A 21,700-nucleotide genomic window follows, 5' to 3' on the forward strand; every position below is an offset into this window, starting at 1 on the left:
TCCTTACCCATTGCCTTTCTTTTTATTGCGTACATGCGTTTTCAAACCAACCTCGAACATCCTGCTCCAAGGCATATAGCAATCGTCGATCACGATCTCATATTCGTCCTCTCCGTCAAGCAAACAGGTTTCGATAAAAAGATTTAATTCCGCTCTAACTTGCTCGGCTACGCGTCCCCGCTGTCCGTCGACGCCAAAATAATCGAGCCCCATCCCAGGCAATATGCGGCCTGACACCTCCCTGCGCACCAAAGCGCAATAACCCCCGTCTTCGACATACCGCAACGACAGGAAATCGCGGTGCTGCGGTGTGTCCCCGTAAATGGCATAAATCATGCCCTGTGCAATGCAGGTTCCGAGCGTGTTGCAGGTTGTATTCCAGCCGGCGTATCCGGCCAATTCGAACAGCAGCTTCTTATCGCGAAGCATTTGCAGCAGCTCCAGATCGGCTCCGTTGGCGTAGGCAGTATCCGCAATGACGCAGGGCTTGCCAAGCCGCCGAACGATATCGTCAGCCATCTCGACCAGCTCGACGAGGTTGCGGGATACCTGGTAGCTCAAATGAGGCTGCCCCTGGTTGACCGCTTCCATCATGCTGTCGCCGGGCGCGTTGATGCAAAGGGCCATATCCGCTTCCGGCAATGAAGACGCCATCAGCCCTCCGGCCGCCATAATGTGATATTTGACGGATTCGTATAACACGCGGTCTTCATATAACGGCGTGATCAGCGGGCCTTGCACGCTGGAGAAATGAACGTGCACCCGCGGCTTTCGGTGCTCGAACCGGTTGATCATCCGGGCAAGCAGCGTACAGCCGGCTTCATCGGCCCCCGGATACATATACACGGAAAATTGCTGCCGGCATGCCTTGACGCGTTCCCGGATCTCCTGCTGATCGAGCGCGGTCAGACCATAAGGAGCCGAATCGTCCTGCGGAATGACCATAAAATCAACGACCCGATCCTTCACCAATTCGATCGCCCGCTTGTTTGCCTCCAGGTTCACGGCACGACGGCTCGTATATTCCTGCCATACCTCCTCGGGTAAAGCCTCCTCGATCTGCCGCAACTCCCGATGCTCGTCTTCTGTCGCAATGCCAAGCTCCACACGGTGGCGAATATAGCCGCGTTGAAAAATCTCCCGGCCCCAATTTGCATAATAATCCGGTTCTTCATCGCTGCTGGAATACCGCGGACAGCGCATAACGAGTTGAAACGCGAATAGCTGCAAGGACGGATTGATTCGTTTCAGCTCGCGGACATTCTCCAATCGTTCATTGCATTGTTCCGCCGTTATCCGGTGCAGTCTTGAAGGAATAATGCCGCCATACAACAAGGTGTCCAGGGCAATAATCGCTCCATCCGCATCGCGTGCCTGTTCGAATAACCACGCCCACAGCCTCTCGACATCTCCGGGACGCTTTTTAAGCCCCATCATGCTCAAATCGGGACGCACAACGCTATACTCGGTTCCTGCGGCAAGCATTACCGGAAACTCGTAGTTGCAAGGACGTTCGTCCAACGGAATGTAAATGATCTTCTTCACGCAGCATCCTCCTATCCTTCCGGTTGCGCTATCCTTTTACCGCGCCGGAAATGCCTTCCATGTAGTAGCGTTGGGTAAATAAAAACACGATGATGATCGGTATGACCGAAATGACGGTTCCTGCGGCGATCCAACCGAAATTGTAAGCGAATTGACCGTTCAGAAAGCTAAGGGCGGATGCGATCGGGTATTTGTTCGTATCGTTAAGCACGATCATCGGCCAGAGGAAGCTGTTCCACATCCCCATAAACTCCAATAAACCGATAACGGCAATCGCCGGTTTGACGATCGGCAACGCCAATTGCAGCCAAATGCGGAACTCGCTGGCCCCGTCTACTTTGCCGGAATCGCGCAATTCATGCGGTACCCCCATAAATGCCTGTCTCATCAAAAAGACATTGAACACCGTAATCGCCGAAGGCAGCACGACCGCCAGAAAGCCGCCCATCAGTCCAAGCCCCTTCACCGTTAAGTAGTTGACCACCATGCCGGCCGCGGCAGGAATGATCATCGTCCCCACCAATAAAGTAAAAATGAGATCCCGGCCTTTAAAGCGGAATACAGCAAGCGGATAAGCGGTTAAGCAGGAGAAAAAGATGTTCATAACGACGCCCATAAAGGCAATCACGAGCGTATTTCCTATATATCGCGGGAAATTCATGTAATTCCACACCTGAACGTAATTCTCAAAATCAACGAAGGTAGGGAAAATCGCCGGCGGAAAGCTGAACACGTTCTTGCCGGGCATCAACGATACGCTAAGCAGCCACAGAAACGGTCCCATCATGAAGATGGCGAACAGAATCAAGCATCCGTACAGCAGTGTTAATTTTGCGAATCCCAATGATTTTCTTCTCATATCACGCATCCATCAATATGGATTGACACCGCCCTTCCGGTTGAATCTGAACACGATCACGCTGAGCGCGGCGATCAAAATGCTGACGATCAAGCCCAGTGCCGAAGAGTAGCCGAAATTGAATTTTTGAAAGCCTTGCTGATAGATATATAAACTGGACGTCAGGGTCACATTGCCCGGCCCGCCTTGCGTCAGGACAAATACTTCGTCAAAGACGCGGATCGCGGCCATCAACGAAATGAGCGAGCAGAAGAAGACATACGGCTTTAACAGCGGAATCGTCACCTTGCGAATGGACTGCCACCGGTTCGCCCCGTCGATCATCGCCGCCTCCACCATATCCTTGGGAATGGATTGCAGGCCGGCCAAATAAATCATCATATAGTATCCAAGGCCCTTCCACATCGTAATGAACATCAGTGTCCACAGCGCCGTATGCTGGTTGGACAGCCAGGTAATCCGCTCTTCCATCAGCCCCAGGCTTGCCAGAACGTAGTTCACGACCCCATTCTGGTTTAGCAACCATCCCCAAATCAGCGCTACCGCAACCATGGAGGTGACGACGGGAATGTAATAGGCGGTACGGAACCATTTAATGCCCTTCACACTGCTGTTGACCAGGATCGCCATAAGGATGGAAAAGATCTGGATAAACGGCACAACGATCACATAAAGCAGCGAGTTTACCAGCGATGTAATAAAGTTTCTGTCCTGAAAGGCCTGCACGAAGTTGTCGAGCCCGACGAACTCCGTTTTACCGATGACAGAATAATTGGTCAGTGCCAGTGGAACGCTGTAAATAATCGGCCAAAACACAAACAGGATCAGTAAAATCAGACCGGGTGTCATAAAAAGCCAAGCGGTAGACGCTTCAGACTTCCCGAGCCTGGAAAAAAAAGAAGGTTTACTCACGCCTTATTCACCTACCTTTATGACCGGACCGGGCAGGACAAGTCTGCCCGGTTCGACGTTTTAATTACCCAATATTTGATTGACTTCCTTCTCCGCTTCCGCCAGCTCTTTTTTCACGTCGCCATCGTTCAAGTAGATGATCTGCAAGGCCTTTGTGACGGCATTGTTCACATCGTTTGCGTTCTCGATGCCGATGTAGAAGTCTTTGGCCTGATCCAGGCTGACCGCGGACATCGACTTGGCCATGCCTTCCACGGATCCGTCATTTTCCGAGAAAAATGGATCCTTGGCGCTTTCGACGGTGGAGGGCAAAGTGTTGGCAATCTTGGAGAATTGCAGCTGATTGGCCGCGTTGGTGACGAATACGGCGAAGTCGACCGCTTCTTGTTTATGCGATGTCGCCTCCGGCACCACGAGATTCATCGTATTGGAAAAGCGGATGCCCGCTTTGCCGACCGGACTCGGCACGGCGATCATTTTGTTGTAAACATCCGGCGCCGCCGTTTTGATTTTGTTGATAAACGGGGAGCTGGACAAGGACATGGCCACTTGCTCGCTGGCAAAGTATTGGACTTGTTTGTCGTAGTTGATAATATCCTTCGGAATCACGCCTTCGTCCAACAGCTTAAGATTTTCGTGGATGTATTCTTCCACCTCCGGCGTATTGAAAGCGGCTTTTTTATAATCTTCGGTTAAAAATGGCAGGTTCTCTTCAAGCAGCGTACGGGCTTCCATCGTGAAAATGTAGCCATAGGCGCCGGTCTTTTCTTTGATTTGGCGGCCCCATTCGTTCAGTTCCTCTTTCGTCGCCGGCGGATTGCTTGGATCGAGTCCCGCCTTTTCCACTAAATCTTTATTCAGGAACAATACCGGCAGAGCGGTGTACCAAGGAAGCGAGTACGCTTTGCCGTCCATCTCCGTCGAAGAGTAAATGCCCGGGAAATAAGCCGCTTTTTGCTCCGGCGTAAGCGCCTGATTAAAGTCGACCAATGCGCCCTTGCTTCCCATCTGATTGGCAAATTCCGTGTTGAGATTCACCACGTCCGGCGCGTCCCCGCCCGCGATGTTGGTCAACAGCTTATTTAGCACGGCATCGTAAGGATAGTCCTTCCAATCGATCTTGACGTTCGGATTTTGCGTTTCGTACTCTGTAATCAGTTGTTCAAAATAATCGTTAAAGGTAGGCTGCAATGAAATCGTCCAAAATTCTACCGTGACCTGCTTCTCCGCCTTCTTTTCATTGGCGTTCCCGTTCTTAGCTGCCGCTCCATTGTCCGACGAACCTGATCCGCAGGCGGCCAATAGCCCTGCCATCATGATTGATGCCAGCAATAACGAGATCCATCCTCTTCCTATAAAATTCATGCCCCTTCATCCTTTCCTTTTTGTAATTGGTTGCCCCGAGAGGAAGCGGGGAAGCGGCCGTAAACATTGCAAGCTGAAGCTTCATTTTGGATAAGCGCTTACAAAACGTCCATGATCTATATGATTTCTACAAATGCTTTCCTCTCTGGCACACTCATTGTAGCATCGTTAGGAGAATATCTCCACCTTTTTTTATGAATTGAAAGATTTATTCCTACTTTTAGGAAGCGCATATAAAAAAAAGAACCCGCGAAGGGTCCTTTGCTTTTGCCTTACTTTTCATTAAACTGAGGGTTCGCCGTCAAGACTAATACAGCTTTTCGGAAATAGACTTGGCCATGATTTCTCTGAATCTGAGCGACTCTTCCTTCATTTGCAGCGAAACAGCGACGGTCAGAATATCGATAACGGCCAGCTGCGATATTTTAGCGGAAAGCGAGCTGCCCTGCAGCGGGTTTTCGCGGGCAATCATTAACAGGACGATATCCGCCACCTTGGTGATCGGAGAGCGAGCGTTGCTTGTAATGGCTACGACGGTAGCCCCCGCTTTTTTGGCCAGGGTCAGGTTTTCAATCGTGTCCTTCGTGCTGCCGGAAATGGATATGCCAACCGCCACGTCGTCCGGGGTCATCAATGCCGCCTCCATCGCCTGGAAGTGCGTGTCTGTTTTGGCGCTGCATTGTTTGCCGATTCTGGAGAAGCTGTGCGCCGCCTGCATGGCCGTCAACCCGGATGAACCGACCCCGAAAAAATTGATGCGGCGGGCATGGAGCAGTACAGTGATTGCTTTGCCCAGCTGCTCTGAAACGACCAGTTCTCTTGTCTGCTCCAAGGTGCGGATATGGTTGGCGATAATTTTTTTGTTCAAAGCGGCAGGATCGTCTTCCTCTGTCACCTCTTGATGCAAATGATCTATCGGTTTCACCAGATCCTGCGCCAGAGATAATTTAAAATCCTGGAATCCTTGATATTTCAGCTTTCGGCATAAGCGCAGCACCGTCGTTTCGCCGACTTCGGATTTTTCCGCCAATTCGGTTACCGAATGATAGATAATATCGGAGGCGTTATCCAAAATATATTGCGCCACTTTTTGTTCCGCTTTGGTCAGCCCGTTTAAATGACTTTGTATACTCAGTAAAGTTTTCCCCATTCCCTGTACGGTTGGCAAACGCAAAATCCCCTTTCAATCGGCCGATGATAGCACCCGATCTTCTTCTTGACTAATGATACTGGATTATAACACAAATGTACCATTGTTTGAGAGGTTTTAGCCAACATTTTTTGTTTTATTGGAGAAAACATTCTTTTGATTGTTCAGCACCATCCGGTGCCCTGACCATCTACGACGGCTTTCACAACGCTCTTTTACACGCGCTCTCCGGGCCCCGCCAGACCGCTCCAGTCATGCACCATGCTGCCTTCGAGGTATTTCTCGCAGTCCATCGCTGCCATACAGCCGCTGCCTGCTGCGGTAATGGCTTGGCGGTAGCGTATATCCTGCACGTCCCCGCATGCGAACACGCCCTGCACGTTCGTCTTCGTCGTTCCCGGCTGAACCACGATATAGCCATGGCTGTCTATCTCGACCGCCCCTCCGAGAAATGCCGTGTTCGGCGTATGACCGATCGCCACGAATAAGCCATCCGCCTCTAGCAGCTCCTCTTGGCCACTAACATTGTTCAATACCCGCAGACCCTTGACTCGTCCCAGCTCGTCCGTTTCGACGGCCACCGGCGTCCGATTCAGCGCCCATGCAATTTTTTCATTGCTTCGAGCCCGATCCTGCATAATCTTGGAGGCCCGCAGCTCGTCCCGCCGATGCACAATGGTCACCTGTGTCGCGAAGCGTGTAAGGAAGCTGGCTTCCTCCATAGCTGAGTCCCCGCCTCCGACGACGAGGAGCTTTTTTCCCCGGAAAAAGAAACCGTCACAGGTCGCACACGTGCTGACTCCCCGCCCAACATTTTCCTGCTCGCCCGGAATTCCCAGGTATCTGGCCGACGCGCCTGTCGACAGTATTACTGTCTCCGTCTGCAGCGTCTCTCCGCCCTCCAGTGTGATGACCCGAGGCTGCCTCGCAAAATCCACCCCGGTCACCCAACCGCTCCGGAACTCCGCACCAAAGCGCTCGGCCTGCTTGCGCATATGGTCCATCAGCTCCGGCCCCTGAATCCCTTCGGGAAAACCCGGAAAGTTCTCCACCTCCGTCGTCGTGGTCAACTGACCGCCCGGCTGGATTCCCTCAATAACAAGCGGCGCAAGTCCCGCTCTAGCCAAGTAAATGGCCGCCGTCAGCCCGGCTGGCCCGGTTCCGATCACAATAGACTTATATATCGACATCACGCTACCTCCTTGATGGATGACAGAAATGCATCGTCTTCACAACGACTCATCTCCCATCCTGTTCTACTATCTAAGTTTTACCCAACATGACGCCCATTTACCCGCTGCTAGCCCGCCTGTCCATTCCAAATTTGTTCGAAAAGCAGGTTAATCCGGCTCTCACATGACATTTGTCATCTTGAAATCATGACACTCCCTACTAACGAGCTTCCGCCAGATCAGATATGCTGAGATCAAACTCCCGCCAAGAGAGCAGGAGATTCTAAAGCTCGCAGCAGCCGGCTATCGCACCGGGGAAATCGCCAAGCAGCTGCATTTGTCCAGCGGGACGGTGCGCAATTACATCTCGGAGATACTGGGCAAGCTGGACGCCAAAAGCCGGATCGAAGCGATCCGGCTGGCAGAGGACAAGGGCTGGATTTGACGGCCCTTGTCCTTTATTTTATTGGACGAATGGAACGGTTGGCTTCAATCGCTTCTTGACCGCACATACCTCATCAATCCGTTCCACATAACGCCGTATCAGCGATGCAGTAACCTCGTAGCGTTCAGCAAGCACTTTATAGGTGAGCGGAAGATTGTGAAGCTTGGCGACCAGATATTCCAGCGCAGCTGCCCAGCCCTCAAGGTGTTTGATTTCCGGCACATTCGGGTACATAGAGTCCAGGAACTCTATCCATAAGGATTTCAAATCCTGCAGCTTCTCTGCATCAAATTCTCCTTTGTTCTGCAGGGACACAAGATCAAGCACGGCCTGCCATTCGACCTTCCAGACCGGCAGTCTATGAGCTTCTCCTTGCAGCGCACCGGCAAGCTCACGCTCCCTCATGGACGCCGCGCATTCCTGCTCGGCACTCCAGTTCCGAAGCACAAATTGGGCAGTCTCTTTCAACTGAGGATCCTCGTCAGGATTCTGCAGGAAGGCCCGCAGCTCCAACTCCGCCTCATGATCGGCAATATGCCGGAAGGCCTCGATCACTTGCAGCTTGACATTATCATCACCATGACGCAGCGCCCAGAAGCAGGACGCCCGAACGAGCGGATTCGCCAGCAGGTCTTCTGTAAGCCCCTCTTCCGAGCCTTCCCAATGCTTCATCTGCTCCTCGAAGGGCAATTGATACTGGTAACTGATCACGGGCACAGACGAACTGCTTGTCTCATTCTCTTCCTTGTCACGGCCCAATTCTTCCTGAAAAAGCGACAGCCACTCCAGGTAGTATTCAGCAACCTTGGAGGCAGGATCAAGGCTCTTCGCTTGCCGCCACAGCTTCTCTGCGGCCTGAAATCTTCCCGTATAAAAAGCAGCGGTAGCCGCATAGTGGTACAAAGACGGCTCAGGCACGATATCATCCTCCCGGAGCAAGCGGAGGAAGTGACTGTAGGCTGCCTCGTGGTCGCCGAGAATTCCCATCGTCGTAGCCAGCTTAAACACATGCTCCTGATGAAAAGGAACAATTTTGCCGAGACGCCCCGAGAGGGCATTCAGCGCCTCTTGATCGCCCACATGCTGACTGAAAATCGCCAGATTGCAGAGCGCATGCAAATTCCCCGGCTCCTGCTGCAGCACCTCTTCCACCATATCCAGCGCCTTTTGAAACCGGCCCAGGTAATAATAGCCCAGCGCCAAATTATTACGGGCGGAATGGAAGTCCGGCTGCTTCTCCACGATCTCCTCCAGCAGCTTGACGGCTTGAACAAACTTGCCTTCCTCCAGCCACAAACGCGCGCGGTCATGCTCGACTACACCCTCCATGGCTTTAATACTCGTTACCTTCGTCGGACGCTCCAATTCGAATTGAAGCAAGTCCATCATCTCTTCCGCTTCCTCCAGAAACTGGCCGCTGGCATCCCTCTCCAGATATGTGACCAGTGCCTGCTCCGCCGCTTCAAACATATTCATATTCGCATAATTATTAGCCATATAAAAATAGCATTCTGTCATGTTCGGATCGATCTCATCCAGGACGATGGACAGGGCTGCATTCGAAGCCTCGAAGTCCCCCATCTCGGATAGAATCCCCGCCAGATTGCAATGATTTACCGGATTCTGCGGCTCATACTCCGCCGCTTTGCGAAAATACTTTAATGCCTTATCATAGTGGCGACGGTCCAGTGAAGAGACTGCCCGTTCAAAGAAAAAGCCCGCATCCATCTCAAGCGGAAGCACTTTCCCCTCCTGCTGATCCGGTTCGCTATATTCTTTCAAACAAGGCACCTCCTATCTACCATCAAGTCTATTCTATATAAGTCTAAACTAATGGGATGTACGTAATGGGGCAACGTGTGATGTGTTCTTTCGATCGCTGTTGTTCACGGATTTCTCTGATTAAACTAAGCCATGATAGAGTAGAAATCCGATCGCAAAGGCGAACGCTAACGCTTCTACAGTACACATCACACTTATGCCCTTTATACGTAACAATCAATAGTCAAACTTATGATAGTATGCCTAAGCAACTTAAAGAAGCTCTCAGCTCTACCTTACATTATACCATAGCGATAGCTGGCGTCCCATGTAAAATACAGGTGAAGGTGATAGGGGGACACAAGGGAATGAGGGGGAGCCTCCGTTTACCGCAGTGAATTTTTTTCCCTTAAATCCGCCATTCGAGGCTCGAACCCCATTTTAGTGAAGAATCTTCTCTTAAATTCCTCAAAATAATGGATTTCCCCAGTTTTAGCACACTCTAATATCAAAAATTTCACTAGAGGTGCTCTCGGCCTATTTCTCTGAAATGTAATGTCCTTTTGTTCACTGCAGCTGCTATCCCGTTAGAAAAGCTCCCTGGCACCATCGGCGCGGATGTGGCTATGGAGGTAATGAGCTTCCACAGCGAGCAGACAACAAAAAACAAGGAGCTAAGCGAGAATAGACTGCTTAACTCCTTAATTTCTTACAAATACCATCCTATTTTATTGCTGGATTAATTCTCGGCTACAACCTGTTGTCCTGCAATACGGCCAAAGGTGAATACATCCGCGATGGCATTACCGCCGAGACGGTTCGTGCCATGAATCACACCCGTGACCTCGCCTGCTGCGTACAGCCCTGGAATAATACTGCCCTCCTCATTTATTACGTGCGTCTTCTCATCAATTACAAGCCCGCCCATCGTATGATGGACAGAAGGCACGGCTTTTTGAATATAATAAGGTCCTGTCTCCAGCGAGACCAGTCCGCCGCGATGATGGAAATCCAGATCATCACCCGTGCTTGCGTATTGATTTACTTTTTTTACGGTGGCTTTCAACGTATCTATATCCACATTAAAGAATTTTGCTGCTTCCTCGAGGGTATCCGCCTTGTACAACAGACCTTGCTTAATCAGCATATCATATTCATCCTGATGTACTTCGATGGTCTTGCCTATATCAGCAATTGTCTGATTCCAGAGCTGATAGGTGTAGCCGCCTGTCTGAGCAAGAATGGCCTTCGAGATGACATCCCGACGTTCCAGCTCCTCGACAAAACGCTCTCCCTCTTGATTAATCAGAATAGCACCGTCAAACCGGGAATCGGCGACAAGAGAAATGACCCCTGTCTCCGGATTGCACACCGGATAAGTCTGAATATATTCCATATTAGCGAGCTTAGCACCCAAAGCCTCGGCCATGACAATCCCATCGCCCGTTGTCCCCGGTGTGTCCGTGGACAGGTACTTTTCGTCCATTTCCGGATTATACTTCTTGCGCATCTCTATATTAGATCCAAACCCGCCTGAAGCTATTACAACGCCCATTTTTGCATGAAAAATAATCTTATTGCCGCTGCCGTCAGTAGCCTCTACTCCGGTTACTCTGCCTTCATCATTTGTAATCAATGCATCTGCCTTCATGCTCGTCTTGATGATAACGCCCTGCTCTTCCGTCTTGGTCTTCAGCTTTGTAATCAGTTCAGCTCCTGTATGACCGACAGGAATCAAGGCGCGCTTTCTGGAGTGACCCCCGAATTGGAACAGGTGATCCGGCAGGAATTCCACCTTGACCTCATCACGCAGCCATTCGGCAGATTCCAGTGCATGATCGGCCAGAATGCGAACCATCTCAGGTGTACCCAGGTTATCTCCGCCCTTAAGCGTGTCCTCATAGAATAAATCTGCCGTATCATCTGTAATTCCCAGCTTCTGCTGCACCCAGTTGTTAGGCGCGTTCATTTCTCCGCCCGATATAAGTGTGTTTCCCCCTACCGTTGGCATTTTCTCCAATAGCACGACTTGGGATCCGGCCTGATTCGCTTCGATAGCCGCACTGAAGCCGGCTCCGCCTGCGCCGATTACTACAACATCATATGTCTGCTCAGCTGCCTCCTTGCTCTGGGCGTTGTTAGCCGCAGCGCCAGCGGCAGCAAGGGTCAGTCCTGACTTGGCAATAGCATCCTTGATCGCATCCAGATAGCCATTGCTCGTTACAGTAGAGCCGCTAATCGCGTCAACCTCCGGGCTGTTCGCTGCAATAACCACTTCCTTCAGCTGTGTGTAGACTGGCTCCGCCAGCACCTCATTCTCCTTATTTTCCACGACTTCAATGTCAGTAATTTGATTGTCCGTGAAGGTTACCTTGACCTTAATATCTCCGTGCTTACCTTGTCCAACACCTTCAACGACCTTGGTTCCAGTATCTGCGCTGTTGTTCGCGCTGGGTGTCTCCGTGCCCCCGCAAGCAGTTGCCATAAGCACCAGACATAAAGTCAACAGCATCGCCAGTATTCTTTTTGAGTAAATTCGTTGCAGCATTTTGTTCTCCCCTTCATTTTGATTCTCACGGCCGGAAGCCCTCTTTGTCACCAGGCTCCTAGACACAAACAGCTTTTCATGTGAAAATGTGCACAAGAGCTATTATAAGGCAGTTGCAATCACAAGTATTTGCACGATTCAGATGTTTTTTATCTTTTTCGGGCTTTATTCCGGACAAGCTGCCATTTGAAATACAAGGAGCTGATAAGCGCGATGAACTCTATACAGAAAAAGCTCTTATTGTATGCGGGCAGTTGCTTTACGCTTCTGTTTCTTGCTCTGCTGGTTACGATTTATATGGAGATGAATCATACGGTGATTCCCTTGAACAAAAGCTTGACCCAGCAGGTGCTGGACGCCCGCAGCGACCAAATCGATTATTGGTTTAATCAAAGAATTGGCGAAATTGATACGCTGGCTGCTCTAGCCTCTGACCATCAGTGGTCCAGGGAGCAGCTTCTGCAAGAGACGCATAGGCTGGAGAGGCGAAAGCGGGAAGAATATGAATCAATTCGCGTCGTGGATCTTCATGCCTTCTCCTGGGGAATGGAGGATAAGCCCTTCTCTATCTTGAATCGTCCCTACTACCAGCACCTTATCGAATCCAATGCCGATTATGTAGTCAGTCATCCGATTGTATCCAAAGCAAACGGCGTAGAGATTGTTGTTATCCTCTATCGCATTCAACCCCTGAAGAATGAAGAAGCTGCCTACATTGCCGCTGGGGTCTCGCTAGAGAAGATGAAGGAGATTGCAGAGGATATCTCCATGTACGACCAGCTTGGCAAGCTGATTGTGGGCGGAAGCGACGAGCCGGAGCAGCAGGCGATTGGGTGTAACCATAGCAAGGGGTGTGATGGAATCAGTGTATTTGAAGCCCCGATTGATAGTGTAAAGGGTTGGAAAATCGTTCTCGAGGTGCCGGATTCCGAGCTGTCTCTGGCTGTCGTAAGAACTCAGCGAACGGCTCTAATCGTAGGCCCTCTGCTGGGACTGATATTCATTCTATTACTGATGCTGCTGCTGACCTCTATTATTCGCCCCATTCAAGCGCTCCGTCAGGTGATGAAGAACGTGCAGCAGGGCAATCAGCATATACGTGCAGATGAATCGCGACAAGATGAAATTGGCGACCTGGCCCATAGCTTCAATGAAATGCTTGTACAACTGTATCGTTCCGAGCAAGAAAAGCAAGAAATCGAGCTCAAGCTGGTGCATGAACAGATCAAGCCGCATTTTTTGTACAACACCCTGGATACGATCCAATGGATGGCCGGAGAATACGGAGCTGATAATATCGTTGAGATGGTAGAGGCGCTCAGCACATACTTCAGACTGAGCCTTGGCCATGGAGAGACGTATATCTCACTGGAGCAGGAATTGTACCATGTTGAAAGCTACTTGCAAATCCAATGTGTGCGGTATGAGGAAATCCTCGATTATGAGCTGAGCTATGAAGAAGATATCCTACAATGCCCGGTCCTTCGCTTCATGCTTCAGCCGCTGGTTGAGAACGCCATCTATCATGGCATTAAGCCGCTGGAAGACCGAAGATGCACGATCTCAATTCAGGCCTGCTCCACGGGAGATCAGCTTGTAATTCATGTGGCAAATGACGGCCTGCCAATCCCTTCAGACAAGCTCGTCAGAATCAACCAAATGCTGACGGAGGACAAACAAGACGGGGCCGTAGCCGGATTTGGCCTATACAGCGTAAATCATCGAATCAGAATGCTATACGGGAAAGGGTATGGGCTGAAGATAAGCAGCAGCGAGGGGATGACCACAATGACGATCCTCCTGCCAAAAAATGATAGAAGAGAGTGTGAGTGAGATGTGGAAAATCATGCTTGTAGATGACGAAACAATTATTCGACGCGGGTTGAGGCAGTTCATTGAAAGCAGTCACTCCCCCTTCACTGTCGTTGCAGAAGCCAAAAATGCAGGGGAAGCTTTGCAGCAATTGGACCAGCTGCCTGCTCACGTCTGCTTCATTGATATTAATATGCCGAATATGAACGGACTCGATCTAATCAGCTTACTGCACAAGCGGTTCCCTTCGATGGTGGTGGTCATTATTAGCGGATATGACAATTTCGAATATGCGCGTCAAGCCGTGCAGCTGCAGGCATTTGACTATGTCCTGAAGCCAGTCCCCAAGAGCGATCTGGAACAGCTTCTTCATCGTCTGGATACCCATCTGCAGCAGAAATTTCCGGATCAGTCCCATACAAGGGCATCACAGGATACACCACTTCCCCATCGTATGATCTCCGGCGGCGACGGTACACTCTTGATCTACAAGGTAACGGAGTATATCAACGATCATTATCAGGATCCCGAGCTAACCATCACCCGAGTAGCCGACTTATTTCATATGAATCCAACCTATCTCAGCAAGCGGATGAAGCAGGAGACCGGGCTCTCTTTTCTGGATTATGTAACCGGGCTAAGAATAGCCAAGGCCAAGGAGGTATTGGACGATGCAGCCTCCAATATTCGAATAAACAGCCTCGCCACCAAGGTAGGCTATAAGAGCCAATACTATTTTAGCCGCGTGTTCAAAAACAAGGTCGGGCTGTCTCCGCTGGAGTATAAAAATAGGGGGCGGGGGGATTAGACGAGCTTTAACTATGAGCAAGAGAGAGGCTTGCAGAGCTTGAATACCTCGCAGCACAGTACAGCAATGATTTAATTACTATATCTATCATCCCGGATCAAGTATCCTTTGATGTAACAGATGAACGCAGTATATAAAGAGGTGAAATGATTTTGGCAACCAGACGTTTCCGCGCTTATGCAACGAAAGAAGATTTATATGCTGTCTTCACTCAACTTCAAGAAAATTTGAAGGTTTATTACACGCCCACGTATTCAGACATAGGTGCTATTCAGATTGATGATATTACTAAAATTGAAACATTCGGTACAAATCGCTATGGCAGTCATATTGGATATAATCAATTTCTTGTATTTCATGAACATCAAAAATGTGTATGGAGACAGTATCAATGCAAAAGTGAGCATGGTGTAAGAACCAGATATTCTTCTCACTGTGATGAAAATCAAGAATACATTGATATAGATTTGGGTGGAGTACACCAGTCTGCTGCTCTTTTCCCTACGACAATCAGTACCATACATTATGATGTTGAAGCTTCAAAGGAGCTATATAATAGCATTCGCAAAATTTTCAGGAAACTTTCTGTGAAATCACTTAATGGTTATTTCATATGCCCAAATGCATATGAGAAACGGGCGGATTTTCGATTCTGTATTATTGATATCAAATCACCCGTCGAATACGATTTTAACGTAGAATAAAATAAATTTATGCAGCAGGATTGCAGGTTATATGTCAGAAAAGGATACTGTAATACTTCCCAATAGATAACATTTGTTGTGATTGTGTTCGGATCATTATCAAAGTAAACAGCAATCGAAAATGGCTCTAAAATAGGATCGGAGACGGTACTTTCCCAGGTTATTCTCCCTGCCTTAAGCAAAATATTAGAACGATCCCCTATTGTATACTGACCCATGGCAACCGCCTTACCACTTTCAATTTTTACAACAGTATGCGTAAGGCCATCATTAACTCATACATATCTGCTTTTCCTTCAGGGAAACGATAAGTCACATCTCTTCTTGTAGCAAATCCAATCGTCTTAAAATCAGCCACTATGGGGAGAGAAATCGCTGCTTTACGAGCCGATACTAAATCAGACGGGTCTAGCACATCAGTGTTCAAAGTATGCTCTGAAGATATCACGAAGATGATGTTGCGAATGGTTTCATAATGCATTTGATAGCCCATGCTTTCGGAAACAAATCGAATAGGTACGAGCACACGACCGTGCTTACTTTGAGCAGGAACACTCATTTCAATTCGTTTTCCATTTTTATAAGCAATGTTGCTCTCTGGGGTAATAGTTAATACATCACCAGAGGTATTCTTAATTGTCACTGTCCTAGAATTTGCATCCCAACTATTGGACAAGCCCAAAGAAGTAAGCGTACGAATAGGAATCAGTAGACTTAACATTAATTTCATACCATTTTACATTGCTGCTGGTTGCCGCATAAGGAACGGTATCAGGCGATGTATTGCGGACTGTGCCGCGTGCTTGATGAAAGACATGGAGGATACGGGCCTGAAGGGGGGGGAATTGCCCTAGTTGTTTTTGCCGGTTGATACAACGTTAATTGTGCCGATGATTGTGATTACGGAAAGAAATCCCGACAGCAGGTTGGTGAATGGGCAACTAAGAGTCCACAGGCTAATGAGGAGAATGGGGCCCACTTGGGATCACGCTAAAAAGCAGGCCGACCTTGGAGAATCCCCAGGATCGACCTTTTTGAAGTTACATAGTAGCGCATATCGTGATTACCTAATTGGCACGGTCCATGAGCTCCTGAACCTGCTCTTTCCAGCGCAAAGGTACATCTTCGATGGACTTTAATCCTTTTTGAATTAAATCAACATAAATTTTAGCCATTGCTCTCATCACCTCCTAATGAACTGCCACCAATTCAGCTAACTCGGCAAGAGCTAGTTGCATTTGTGTTCTGTCCGTTTCGTTAGCCTCTGCCAACTCGGTGAGAGCCAGCTTCAACTCCATGTTTTCCTGTTGCAAACGCTCCAGCTCAGTAGGCTGTTTCGGGGGATTTAAGGCTTCAATCTCTGATGGCGTGAGGCCCTCCAACCAGAGTTGGGGTTGTGCAGGCAACTGATGCATTGGCGGATCGCTGCGCTCATCCTCCGGTAGACTACTCCACTCTGCATAAGCTGTGTTGTACTCCTCTTGTACAGTAGACAAGTTGTCTTGATAGTCCTCCCAGGCAGTCATATCAAATCGCGGAAGGTACAATCCCGGCGTAACAGGCAGGCCCACCATGTAGCCGGCAATCTCCGGCTCCTGTTTAGCTGGCTGCTCATCCACGGTCCCCGTTTCCAATGGCAACTCTGGTACTGGCAACTCGGCATAAAAAGGGACGACCCCAGAAAAGGCATCGTCCACTAAGGCGTCCTCTAAATAGAGGCCTTCTGTATTTACTTTGGGTATGGCTTTCATGTGATGCCTCCTTTATTGTTTGCAAGAAATGAGATACCTTCAAGACTAAGCCAAGTATTTTTTACATTCACAGCGATCTGTATCTCACCATTAGATTTTATGTTGACTGTTCCAGGCGCAACATTTGTTCCGTCATATGAGGTTACCGGCCAAGCCAGCCATAAATCGGGTCGGTATCCTTCCGGCAAAACAAACAACACGCCTGACGTTGTCCCATCTTTAACAAAACCCCTTATGCACACAACTCCGTTGGAATCTTTATAATACTGAGCTTTGGGAAAATTCGCCGAATGCGATACCCACCCATTAAGCAGCGTAGGCGTAATCCATCCCGGCGCATCCTTCTCCGCTTTCTTCTGCTCGACCACGCTCACACGTTGCAGCGCCTCGGTCACGCCTGCGGTCAGGTCGCTGATCTGCGCCTTTTCATTAGCGGCCAACGTGCCTACAAGCGGCTGGATTGGCGATGTATCAAGTTTGATATAGGTGACGCTGTAGGCTGCGGCTTGGTCATAGTTCCACGTATCCACATAGGCTTGCACTAGATTTGCTCCGCCCCCGGGAGTGGCATCCACGTGCCATGTCGCATCATCCGTACTGTCTTTATATACGGCTATTATGCTGCTGGATTTAAAATAAAGCAGAGACGTTCCGAAATTTAGGTTGTTGATATAGTAACGGTTTTGCGGAGCGTGATAGTATGGATTCGCTCGCTCTCTCAACACAATCCCCGTACCTACTTCTACCATATTGTCACCTTCGGACAGTGTTAGCGCACCTTCTGTCACTACAGGTTCGACGGTTTCTTTGGCTAGGCGGTATAGGAGTTGATAAGGTGTGTATCCCCCTTCTGTATTTAAGGCTGTTGGAAGTACAGTTGTTCCTGAACCTGGAACAAGTCCGCCAGTAGAGTTGATACGACCCCATGCCTTAACTCCAGTTCCGGGGTACGGAAGACCCCAATTGTCGTTGGCCGCCATCCTCCACCCGTTGAAATATGCCCTGATCTCGTCTTGTGTGGGTGTATAGTCGTCTCCCCATCCACTGTTTGCACTCGAAACAGATATATAAAGATTATCTGTTGAATCTGTTGGATGATTGTACACATAATCAGGGAGGGTCATCCCAACAGTTGTATTAGACAGCCGATCACCATTAAATTTTGTGACAATCTTACTTCCACCTACATAATTCGGAGAAAGCCTATTAACCCTAAGTTGTTTAAAACCAGTTCCAGTTGAATGGATTTCCCAACTCAGCGACCCATCTAGCACAACCTTCCTCCACTTCGCTAGCTTCTTGTACTCCCCGTTTTGCTCAAATAGGATATCCGGATCACTACCATCCGTAGGGTTAGCGTGTAACTCCGTCTGAAAGGCGAGCATGGATTTACGTTGTGGTACAAATGGTTGCGGCTCGGCACCGATAGAGAGCATTGGGTTTTCGAAAGTGAGCGTTTCGCTTGATGGCCCGCCATTTCCGAAAATCATTTGTAAATAGCTTGCACCTTCTGTTGAGACGGTGAATGTCTTGGTTCCGCTGATTAAGCCGGAGTCGTACAAAGCATTACCCGCACTATCCCGAAGAATATATGCCGCAAACCCCGTCGATTCCCCCATGTCTAAGGTATAAGTTTGTCCTTGAATTACGGGCACATTCACATAAAAAATAGCGACGGATGCAGATGGAGCAAGGAGTGCGCTGTAAGGTTCCGTAATCGATACGAGGTTGCCAAGTTCATCCCACTTATAAAACGGCGGCAGCAGATTACCTGACGTATCGATTACGTAAGGAGATTGGACCCCAACAATACCTAGAGAAACGAAGGGGTATTTCATACCCACTTCCTCTGCTGTCATATTATCAAGCGCGCTGTATTCTGCTTCTGATATTTCATAGAGCCTTATACCGTCTACATTAACGGAAATATCTCCGTTTGTTCCCCATCCCACAATAGCCACAATATTTATTGTATTGTCAATGGCACTATCACCGGTAAATTTAGCAAATACAGGCTGCCATACATTTAACTTAGACATATCTGCAGACTTATTTGTAATGACCTCCCCTAAAGATGGCTGCTGAATACTTAGCAGTGCTCCTTGGTCCCCTGTGGTTGATGCTATATTAATTTCTTGTATAGCTACGTATTTAGCGCCTGGTTTTAGCTTTACAACCCGATAAATATATGAGTCTACTGGTGGGAATGATCTAACCAAAGAAATAGAACTGCTTCCGTACTTTTTTTTGGCAGTATCGAGTGTTGGTAGTTGGTTTCCTGCTAAGTTCCACTCACCTAAGTTCTCACAACCTCCTGCTACCCCCAACAAATTCACCAACGTCCGCCCCCGAATTTCGCCCAGCTTGAAGCGGGAGTCCTTTTCAGCGTGGACGACCTGGAGGCCGGGCTGGAGGGTGAGGGGAGTGGTGGCTTCGTGGTCGAAGCGGGTGGACAGCTCGGTGCGCAGTCCGTTGATTTCTTCCCCGATTCCATTAAGGTCTTCCGGGATGACGGTATCTGTAAATCTCCAATCGGTTTTGGCCATTAGTTGTTGACCTCCTTGATTTGTAACGTTTGTAGCATGAGCGTGTCTGACGGCACGGGTAAGTTCACCGTGTGGGTGGACAGCGTGGCATCGGTCTCATCACGCAGCTCGATTTGTGTGATGACCGGCAGTTCGTTCGCCGGGATCAGATATTGCAAGGCCAAGGTCGAGTCGTTAACGACGCTCTGCTGGAATTCTGTAATTTCAAAGCTGCCATTTAATACGACCTTCGCCAGCCGCGAATGGACGTACTGGGCAATTTCCTGTTTAAAAGTGGCGGTTATCATATCACGCGCACCTCCGTTCCGAGTGTGGCAAACGGCTTCTCCCCGAGCTGCCATGAACCATCTAGCTTATAGTTCCAGGTCACGGACCTGCTGGCGACATGCTCTTCCAGACCGATGCGGTCATGGAGCGCCGTATTTTGCTGATAGACCATGTTCGCCGGCTTTACCGTTTGCAGCGTATATTGAACTTCTTTGAAGACATTGGCATTCTCAATGCTCGTCGTGACATACAACATGAACCGATCCGGGTCCACCGACACAATGGTCATGCCCGGCCCAACCAGGCGGTCAAGCTGTTCTTGCAGCCAGCGCACGGTAAAAGGAGGCTTCGTCCGGTAGCGATTGAGGATTCGCTGCTTACGGAACTCCAAGGTCTCCACGGCAGGATCGGCTTGAATGCCCAGCATACGCTCCCGGCGTTTGATCGCCTGAAGTCCGGCCGTCTCTACAAACTGATCGGCAAATAGCTGCTCCACCGCTCCCTCCAATTGATCCAGCTCCAGATCTTCTGTGCGGGCCAATTGGATAAAATCCAGCACCTCCCCGTAATAGTCAGGAAGATAGGGTAAAATGCGTTCAGGCATGAACAATCACCGTCCCCACTCGCGGAATCTCCTCAGCCGCCAGCGTAAGATTGCCCGCTACCCCGTTAAGCTCTGTCTCCGTCACATCAATGACCCCGGGAACCTGCAACATGGCAGCCTCAATCAAGGCCACCCGTACAATAATTTGCTCTGTGTCGGCCCAGGTTTGCCGTAATCCCAGCAGATAAGCCGTCACCGCTTCCTCAATCGGGGCCTGGACTTGACCGGAGGTTGTCTCTGGAGCGAGCGTAACCGTCGTCGCTACATCCACGGTAACCCCAGCTACACCGGTCACCGTAACGGTGTGCCCAATCGGGGCTGTACCATAACCCTTGCCCTGGTTTACCGTAGGGTCTATAGCCGTCTGCAACTCGGCGAGAAAAGCCGCAGATGGCTCGCTCCAATCCGAAGTGATTACCGTACATTTGACGGTCCCGCCGCCGTTCCAGACCGGGAATACTTTGGTGGCTCCCACACCCTCCATCTTGTTCAGGGTCTGTTCATAATCCGCCACATTCCCGCCAAAGGCAGGCTCATTAACGGTTTCGTAATAACGCAGCCGCAGCGCATCATCTGTCTCCTGATCCTCGCCAGGAATAACCACATCCGCTAACTCTGCGCGAACCAAGCCAGGCACATAATCAATGGGCAGCAAAGCCCCATACTGTTGATTGCCGACGGCTCCCGCTGTTTCGCATTCCAGCACCCATTCACCGACCGTGATTCGGGATATTGCCGTATAATCCAGATCATTCAGCGAGAACCGACTGCCAGGGAGAATATCGATAGGGGCATCTTGGGCTCCATAGAAACGTCCTCTCCGGCGCGCCTTCGTGGCCTGTTGTCGGTCCACACCAAATTCAGCAGTACGACGCGATAAATAATCCCCGCTAGCGGTATCCGCAAAGGACAGACCAAAGCTGAGATCCAGCTCAATATACATCTGCGCCAGCTCGGCCGCCGCCGGGGCTAGCCCATCATAGATGATGCTCCCCTCCCGCTTGTCAATCGTATCCGGTATCCGGGACAGCATCCGGGAGAGAATGGCTTCATAAGTCTCATGCTCATACATTCGTATTCACCTCCATGCGGAAATCCCCATACACGGATAGTACCGTGAAGCTGACCTCCGCCTCATCTCCTTGCATTTCGATCCGGAAATCCGTGATATCCGAGATCCGTTCATCCGCCAGCAGCGCCTCGCGAGTCCGGCGTCCTAACTCCAAACGTACAAAGTCAGGATTGCCTCCAAGCAAGCCCGCTCGCTCAAAGCCGTAGTCTCCTGAATAGATCAAATGGGCAAAACGCTGGGTATGCAGTATTTTATACACCGCCTGCCTTACCGCATCCAGTCCATCCGCCATTCCCGCCATACGGCCTTGCCTCACATCCAGCTTGTAGGTACGGCTTGGCTGCTCCACCGGGACTGTGTCCGGCATCAGGCTTCCTCC

19 protein-coding genes and 1 pseudogene are annotated in these 21,700 nt (G+C 49.7%); 4 read left to right on the plus strand and 16 right to left on the minus strand.

Features of this window, described 5'->3' with window-relative positions; translation table 11 throughout:
• Window positions 1–3: 3 nt before the first annotated feature.
• The 6 genes from TX85_RS16960 to trxB form a co-directional block, all read right to left on the minus strand.
• Window positions 4–1,545, minus strand: a complete 1,542-nt coding sequence (locus TX85_RS16960) for a DUF4127 family protein (RefSeq protein WP_044480719.1) — start codon at window positions 1,543–1,545, stop codon at window positions 4–6.
• 28 nt (window positions 1,546–1,573) lie between these two features.
• Window positions 1,574–2,413, minus strand: a complete 840-nt coding sequence (locus TX85_RS16965) for a carbohydrate ABC transporter permease (RefSeq protein ID WP_044480720.1) — start codon at window positions 2,411–2,413, stop codon at window positions 1,574–1,576.
• A 3-nt stretch (window positions 2,414–2,416) separates the two neighbouring features.
• Window positions 2,417–3,316 (minus strand): carbohydrate ABC transporter permease, encoded by a 900-nt coding sequence (locus tag TX85_RS16970; protein WP_233500776.1) that lies wholly within the window; start codon window positions 3,314–3,316, stop codon window positions 2,417–2,419.
• Window positions 3,317–3,376: 60 nt separating this feature from the next.
• On the minus strand, window positions 3,377–4,681 hold the full coding sequence (locus TX85_RS16975; RefSeq protein WP_044480722.1) for an ABC transporter substrate-binding protein: 1,305 nt from the start codon (window positions 4,679–4,681) through the stop codon (window positions 3,377–3,379).
• Between the two features lie 307 nt (window positions 4,682–4,988).
• On the minus strand, window positions 4,989–5,831 hold the full coding sequence (locus TX85_RS16980; protein ID WP_044480909.1) for a MurR/RpiR family transcriptional regulator: 843 nt from the start codon (window positions 5,829–5,831) through the stop codon (window positions 4,989–4,991).
• A 215-nt stretch (window positions 5,832–6,046) separates the two neighbouring features.
• Window positions 6,047–7,015, minus strand: coding sequence for a thioredoxin-disulfide reductase (gene trxB / locus TX85_RS16985; RefSeq protein ID WP_044480910.1), 969 nt, complete (start codon window positions 7,013–7,015; stop codon window positions 6,047–6,049).
• A 247-nt stretch (window positions 7,016–7,262) separates the two neighbouring features.
• Between trxB and TX85_RS25965 the strand changes: the two are divergent.
• Window positions 7,263–7,448: pseudogene (locus tag TX85_RS25965) on the plus strand (response regulator transcription factor); the annotation flags it as partial.
• Between the two features lie 18 nt (window positions 7,449–7,466).
• Here TX85_RS25965 and TX85_RS16990 read toward each other — a convergent pair.
• Together TX85_RS16990 and TX85_RS16995 are read right to left on the minus strand one after the other, a co-directional pair.
• Complete coding sequence (locus tag TX85_RS16990) at window positions 7,467–9,176, minus strand: tetratricopeptide repeat protein (RefSeq protein WP_187375176.1); 1,710 nt, start codon at window positions 9,174–9,176, stop codon at window positions 7,467–7,469.
• Window positions 9,177–9,948: 772 nt separating this feature from the next.
• Complete coding sequence (locus tag TX85_RS16995; protein ID WP_233500785.1) at window positions 9,949–11,757, minus strand: flavocytochrome c; 1,809 nt, start codon at window positions 11,755–11,757, stop codon at window positions 9,949–9,951.
• A gap of 213 nt (window positions 11,758–11,970) precedes the next feature.
• Here TX85_RS16995 and TX85_RS25440 point away from each other — a divergent pair, with 213 nt between their 5' ends.
• The 3 genes from TX85_RS25440 (at window position 11,971) to TX85_RS17010 (ending at window position 15,081) form a co-directional block, all read left to right on the plus strand.
• Window positions 11,971–13,590, plus strand: a complete 1,620-nt coding sequence (locus tag TX85_RS25440) for a sensor histidine kinase (RefSeq protein ID WP_049895015.1) — start codon at window positions 11,971–11,973, stop codon at window positions 13,588–13,590.
• Window positions 13,568–14,377 (plus strand): response regulator transcription factor, encoded by an 810-nt coding sequence (locus TX85_RS17005; RefSeq protein WP_081671786.1) that lies wholly within the window; start codon window positions 13,568–13,570, stop codon window positions 14,375–14,377. The genes TX85_RS25440 and TX85_RS17005 overlap by 23 nt, the downstream gene beginning before the upstream one ends.
• A gap of 152 nt (window positions 14,378–14,529) precedes the next feature.
• Window positions 14,530–15,081 (plus strand): hypothetical protein, encoded by a 552-nt coding sequence (locus TX85_RS17010; protein ID WP_148444376.1) that lies wholly within the window; start codon window positions 14,530–14,532, stop codon window positions 15,079–15,081.
• Window positions 15,082–15,325: 244 nt separating this feature from the next.
• On the opposite strand, the gene TX85_RS17015 is transcribed toward TX85_RS17010, so the two are convergent.
• The 8 genes from TX85_RS17015 to TX85_RS17045 all read right to left on the minus strand — a co-directional run bounded on the left by TX85_RS17015 (window position 15,326) and on the right by TX85_RS17045 (window position 21,688).
• A complete protein-coding gene (locus TX85_RS17015) occupies window positions 15,326–15,802 on the minus strand; it encodes a copper amine oxidase N-terminal domain-containing protein (protein ID WP_222860714.1) in 477 nt (158 codons plus the stop codon).
• A 346-nt stretch (window positions 15,803–16,148) separates the two neighbouring features.
• Entirely contained in the window at window positions 16,149–16,256 is a 108-nt protein-coding gene (locus TX85_RS27075; RefSeq protein ID WP_199558838.1) for a CD1375 family protein, read from the minus strand.
• 15 nt (window positions 16,257–16,271) lie between these two features.
• Window positions 16,272–16,832, minus strand: coding sequence for a hypothetical protein (locus tag TX85_RS17020; RefSeq protein ID WP_044480728.1), 561 nt, complete (start codon window positions 16,830–16,832; stop codon window positions 16,272–16,274).
• Window positions 16,829–19,378, minus strand: a complete 2,550-nt coding sequence (locus TX85_RS17025; RefSeq protein WP_044480729.1) for a hypothetical protein — start codon at window positions 19,376–19,378, stop codon at window positions 16,829–16,831. Before TX85_RS17025 ends, TX85_RS17020 begins: the two co-directional genes overlap by 4 nt.
• Window positions 19,378–19,665 (minus strand): hypothetical protein, encoded by a 288-nt coding sequence (locus TX85_RS17030; protein WP_044480732.1) that lies wholly within the window; start codon window positions 19,663–19,665, stop codon window positions 19,378–19,380. The genes TX85_RS17025 and TX85_RS17030 overlap by 1 nt, the downstream gene beginning before the upstream one ends.
• Window positions 19,662–20,249: a putative phage tail protein gene (locus tag TX85_RS17035; protein WP_044480734.1), complete on the minus strand. Its 588-nt coding sequence runs from the start codon at window positions 20,247–20,249 to the stop codon at window positions 19,662–19,664. Before TX85_RS17035 ends, TX85_RS17030 begins: the two co-directional genes overlap by 4 nt.
• Complete coding sequence (locus tag TX85_RS17040; protein WP_044480736.1) at window positions 20,242–21,321, minus strand: baseplate J/gp47 family protein; 1,080 nt, start codon at window positions 21,319–21,321, stop codon at window positions 20,242–20,244. Before TX85_RS17040 ends, TX85_RS17035 begins: the two co-directional genes overlap by 8 nt.
• Entirely contained in the window at window positions 21,314–21,688 is a 375-nt protein-coding gene (locus tag TX85_RS17045; RefSeq protein ID WP_233500777.1) for a DUF2634 domain-containing protein, read from the minus strand. Before TX85_RS17045 ends, TX85_RS17040 begins: the two co-directional genes overlap by 8 nt.
• Window positions 21,689–21,700: the final 12 nt, after the last annotated feature.

Origin of the sequence: Paenibacillus antibioticophila, assembly GCF_000455265.1 — a bacterium.
GTDB lineage: Bacteria > Bacillota > Bacilli > Paenibacillales > Paenibacillaceae > Fontibacillus > Fontibacillus antibioticophila.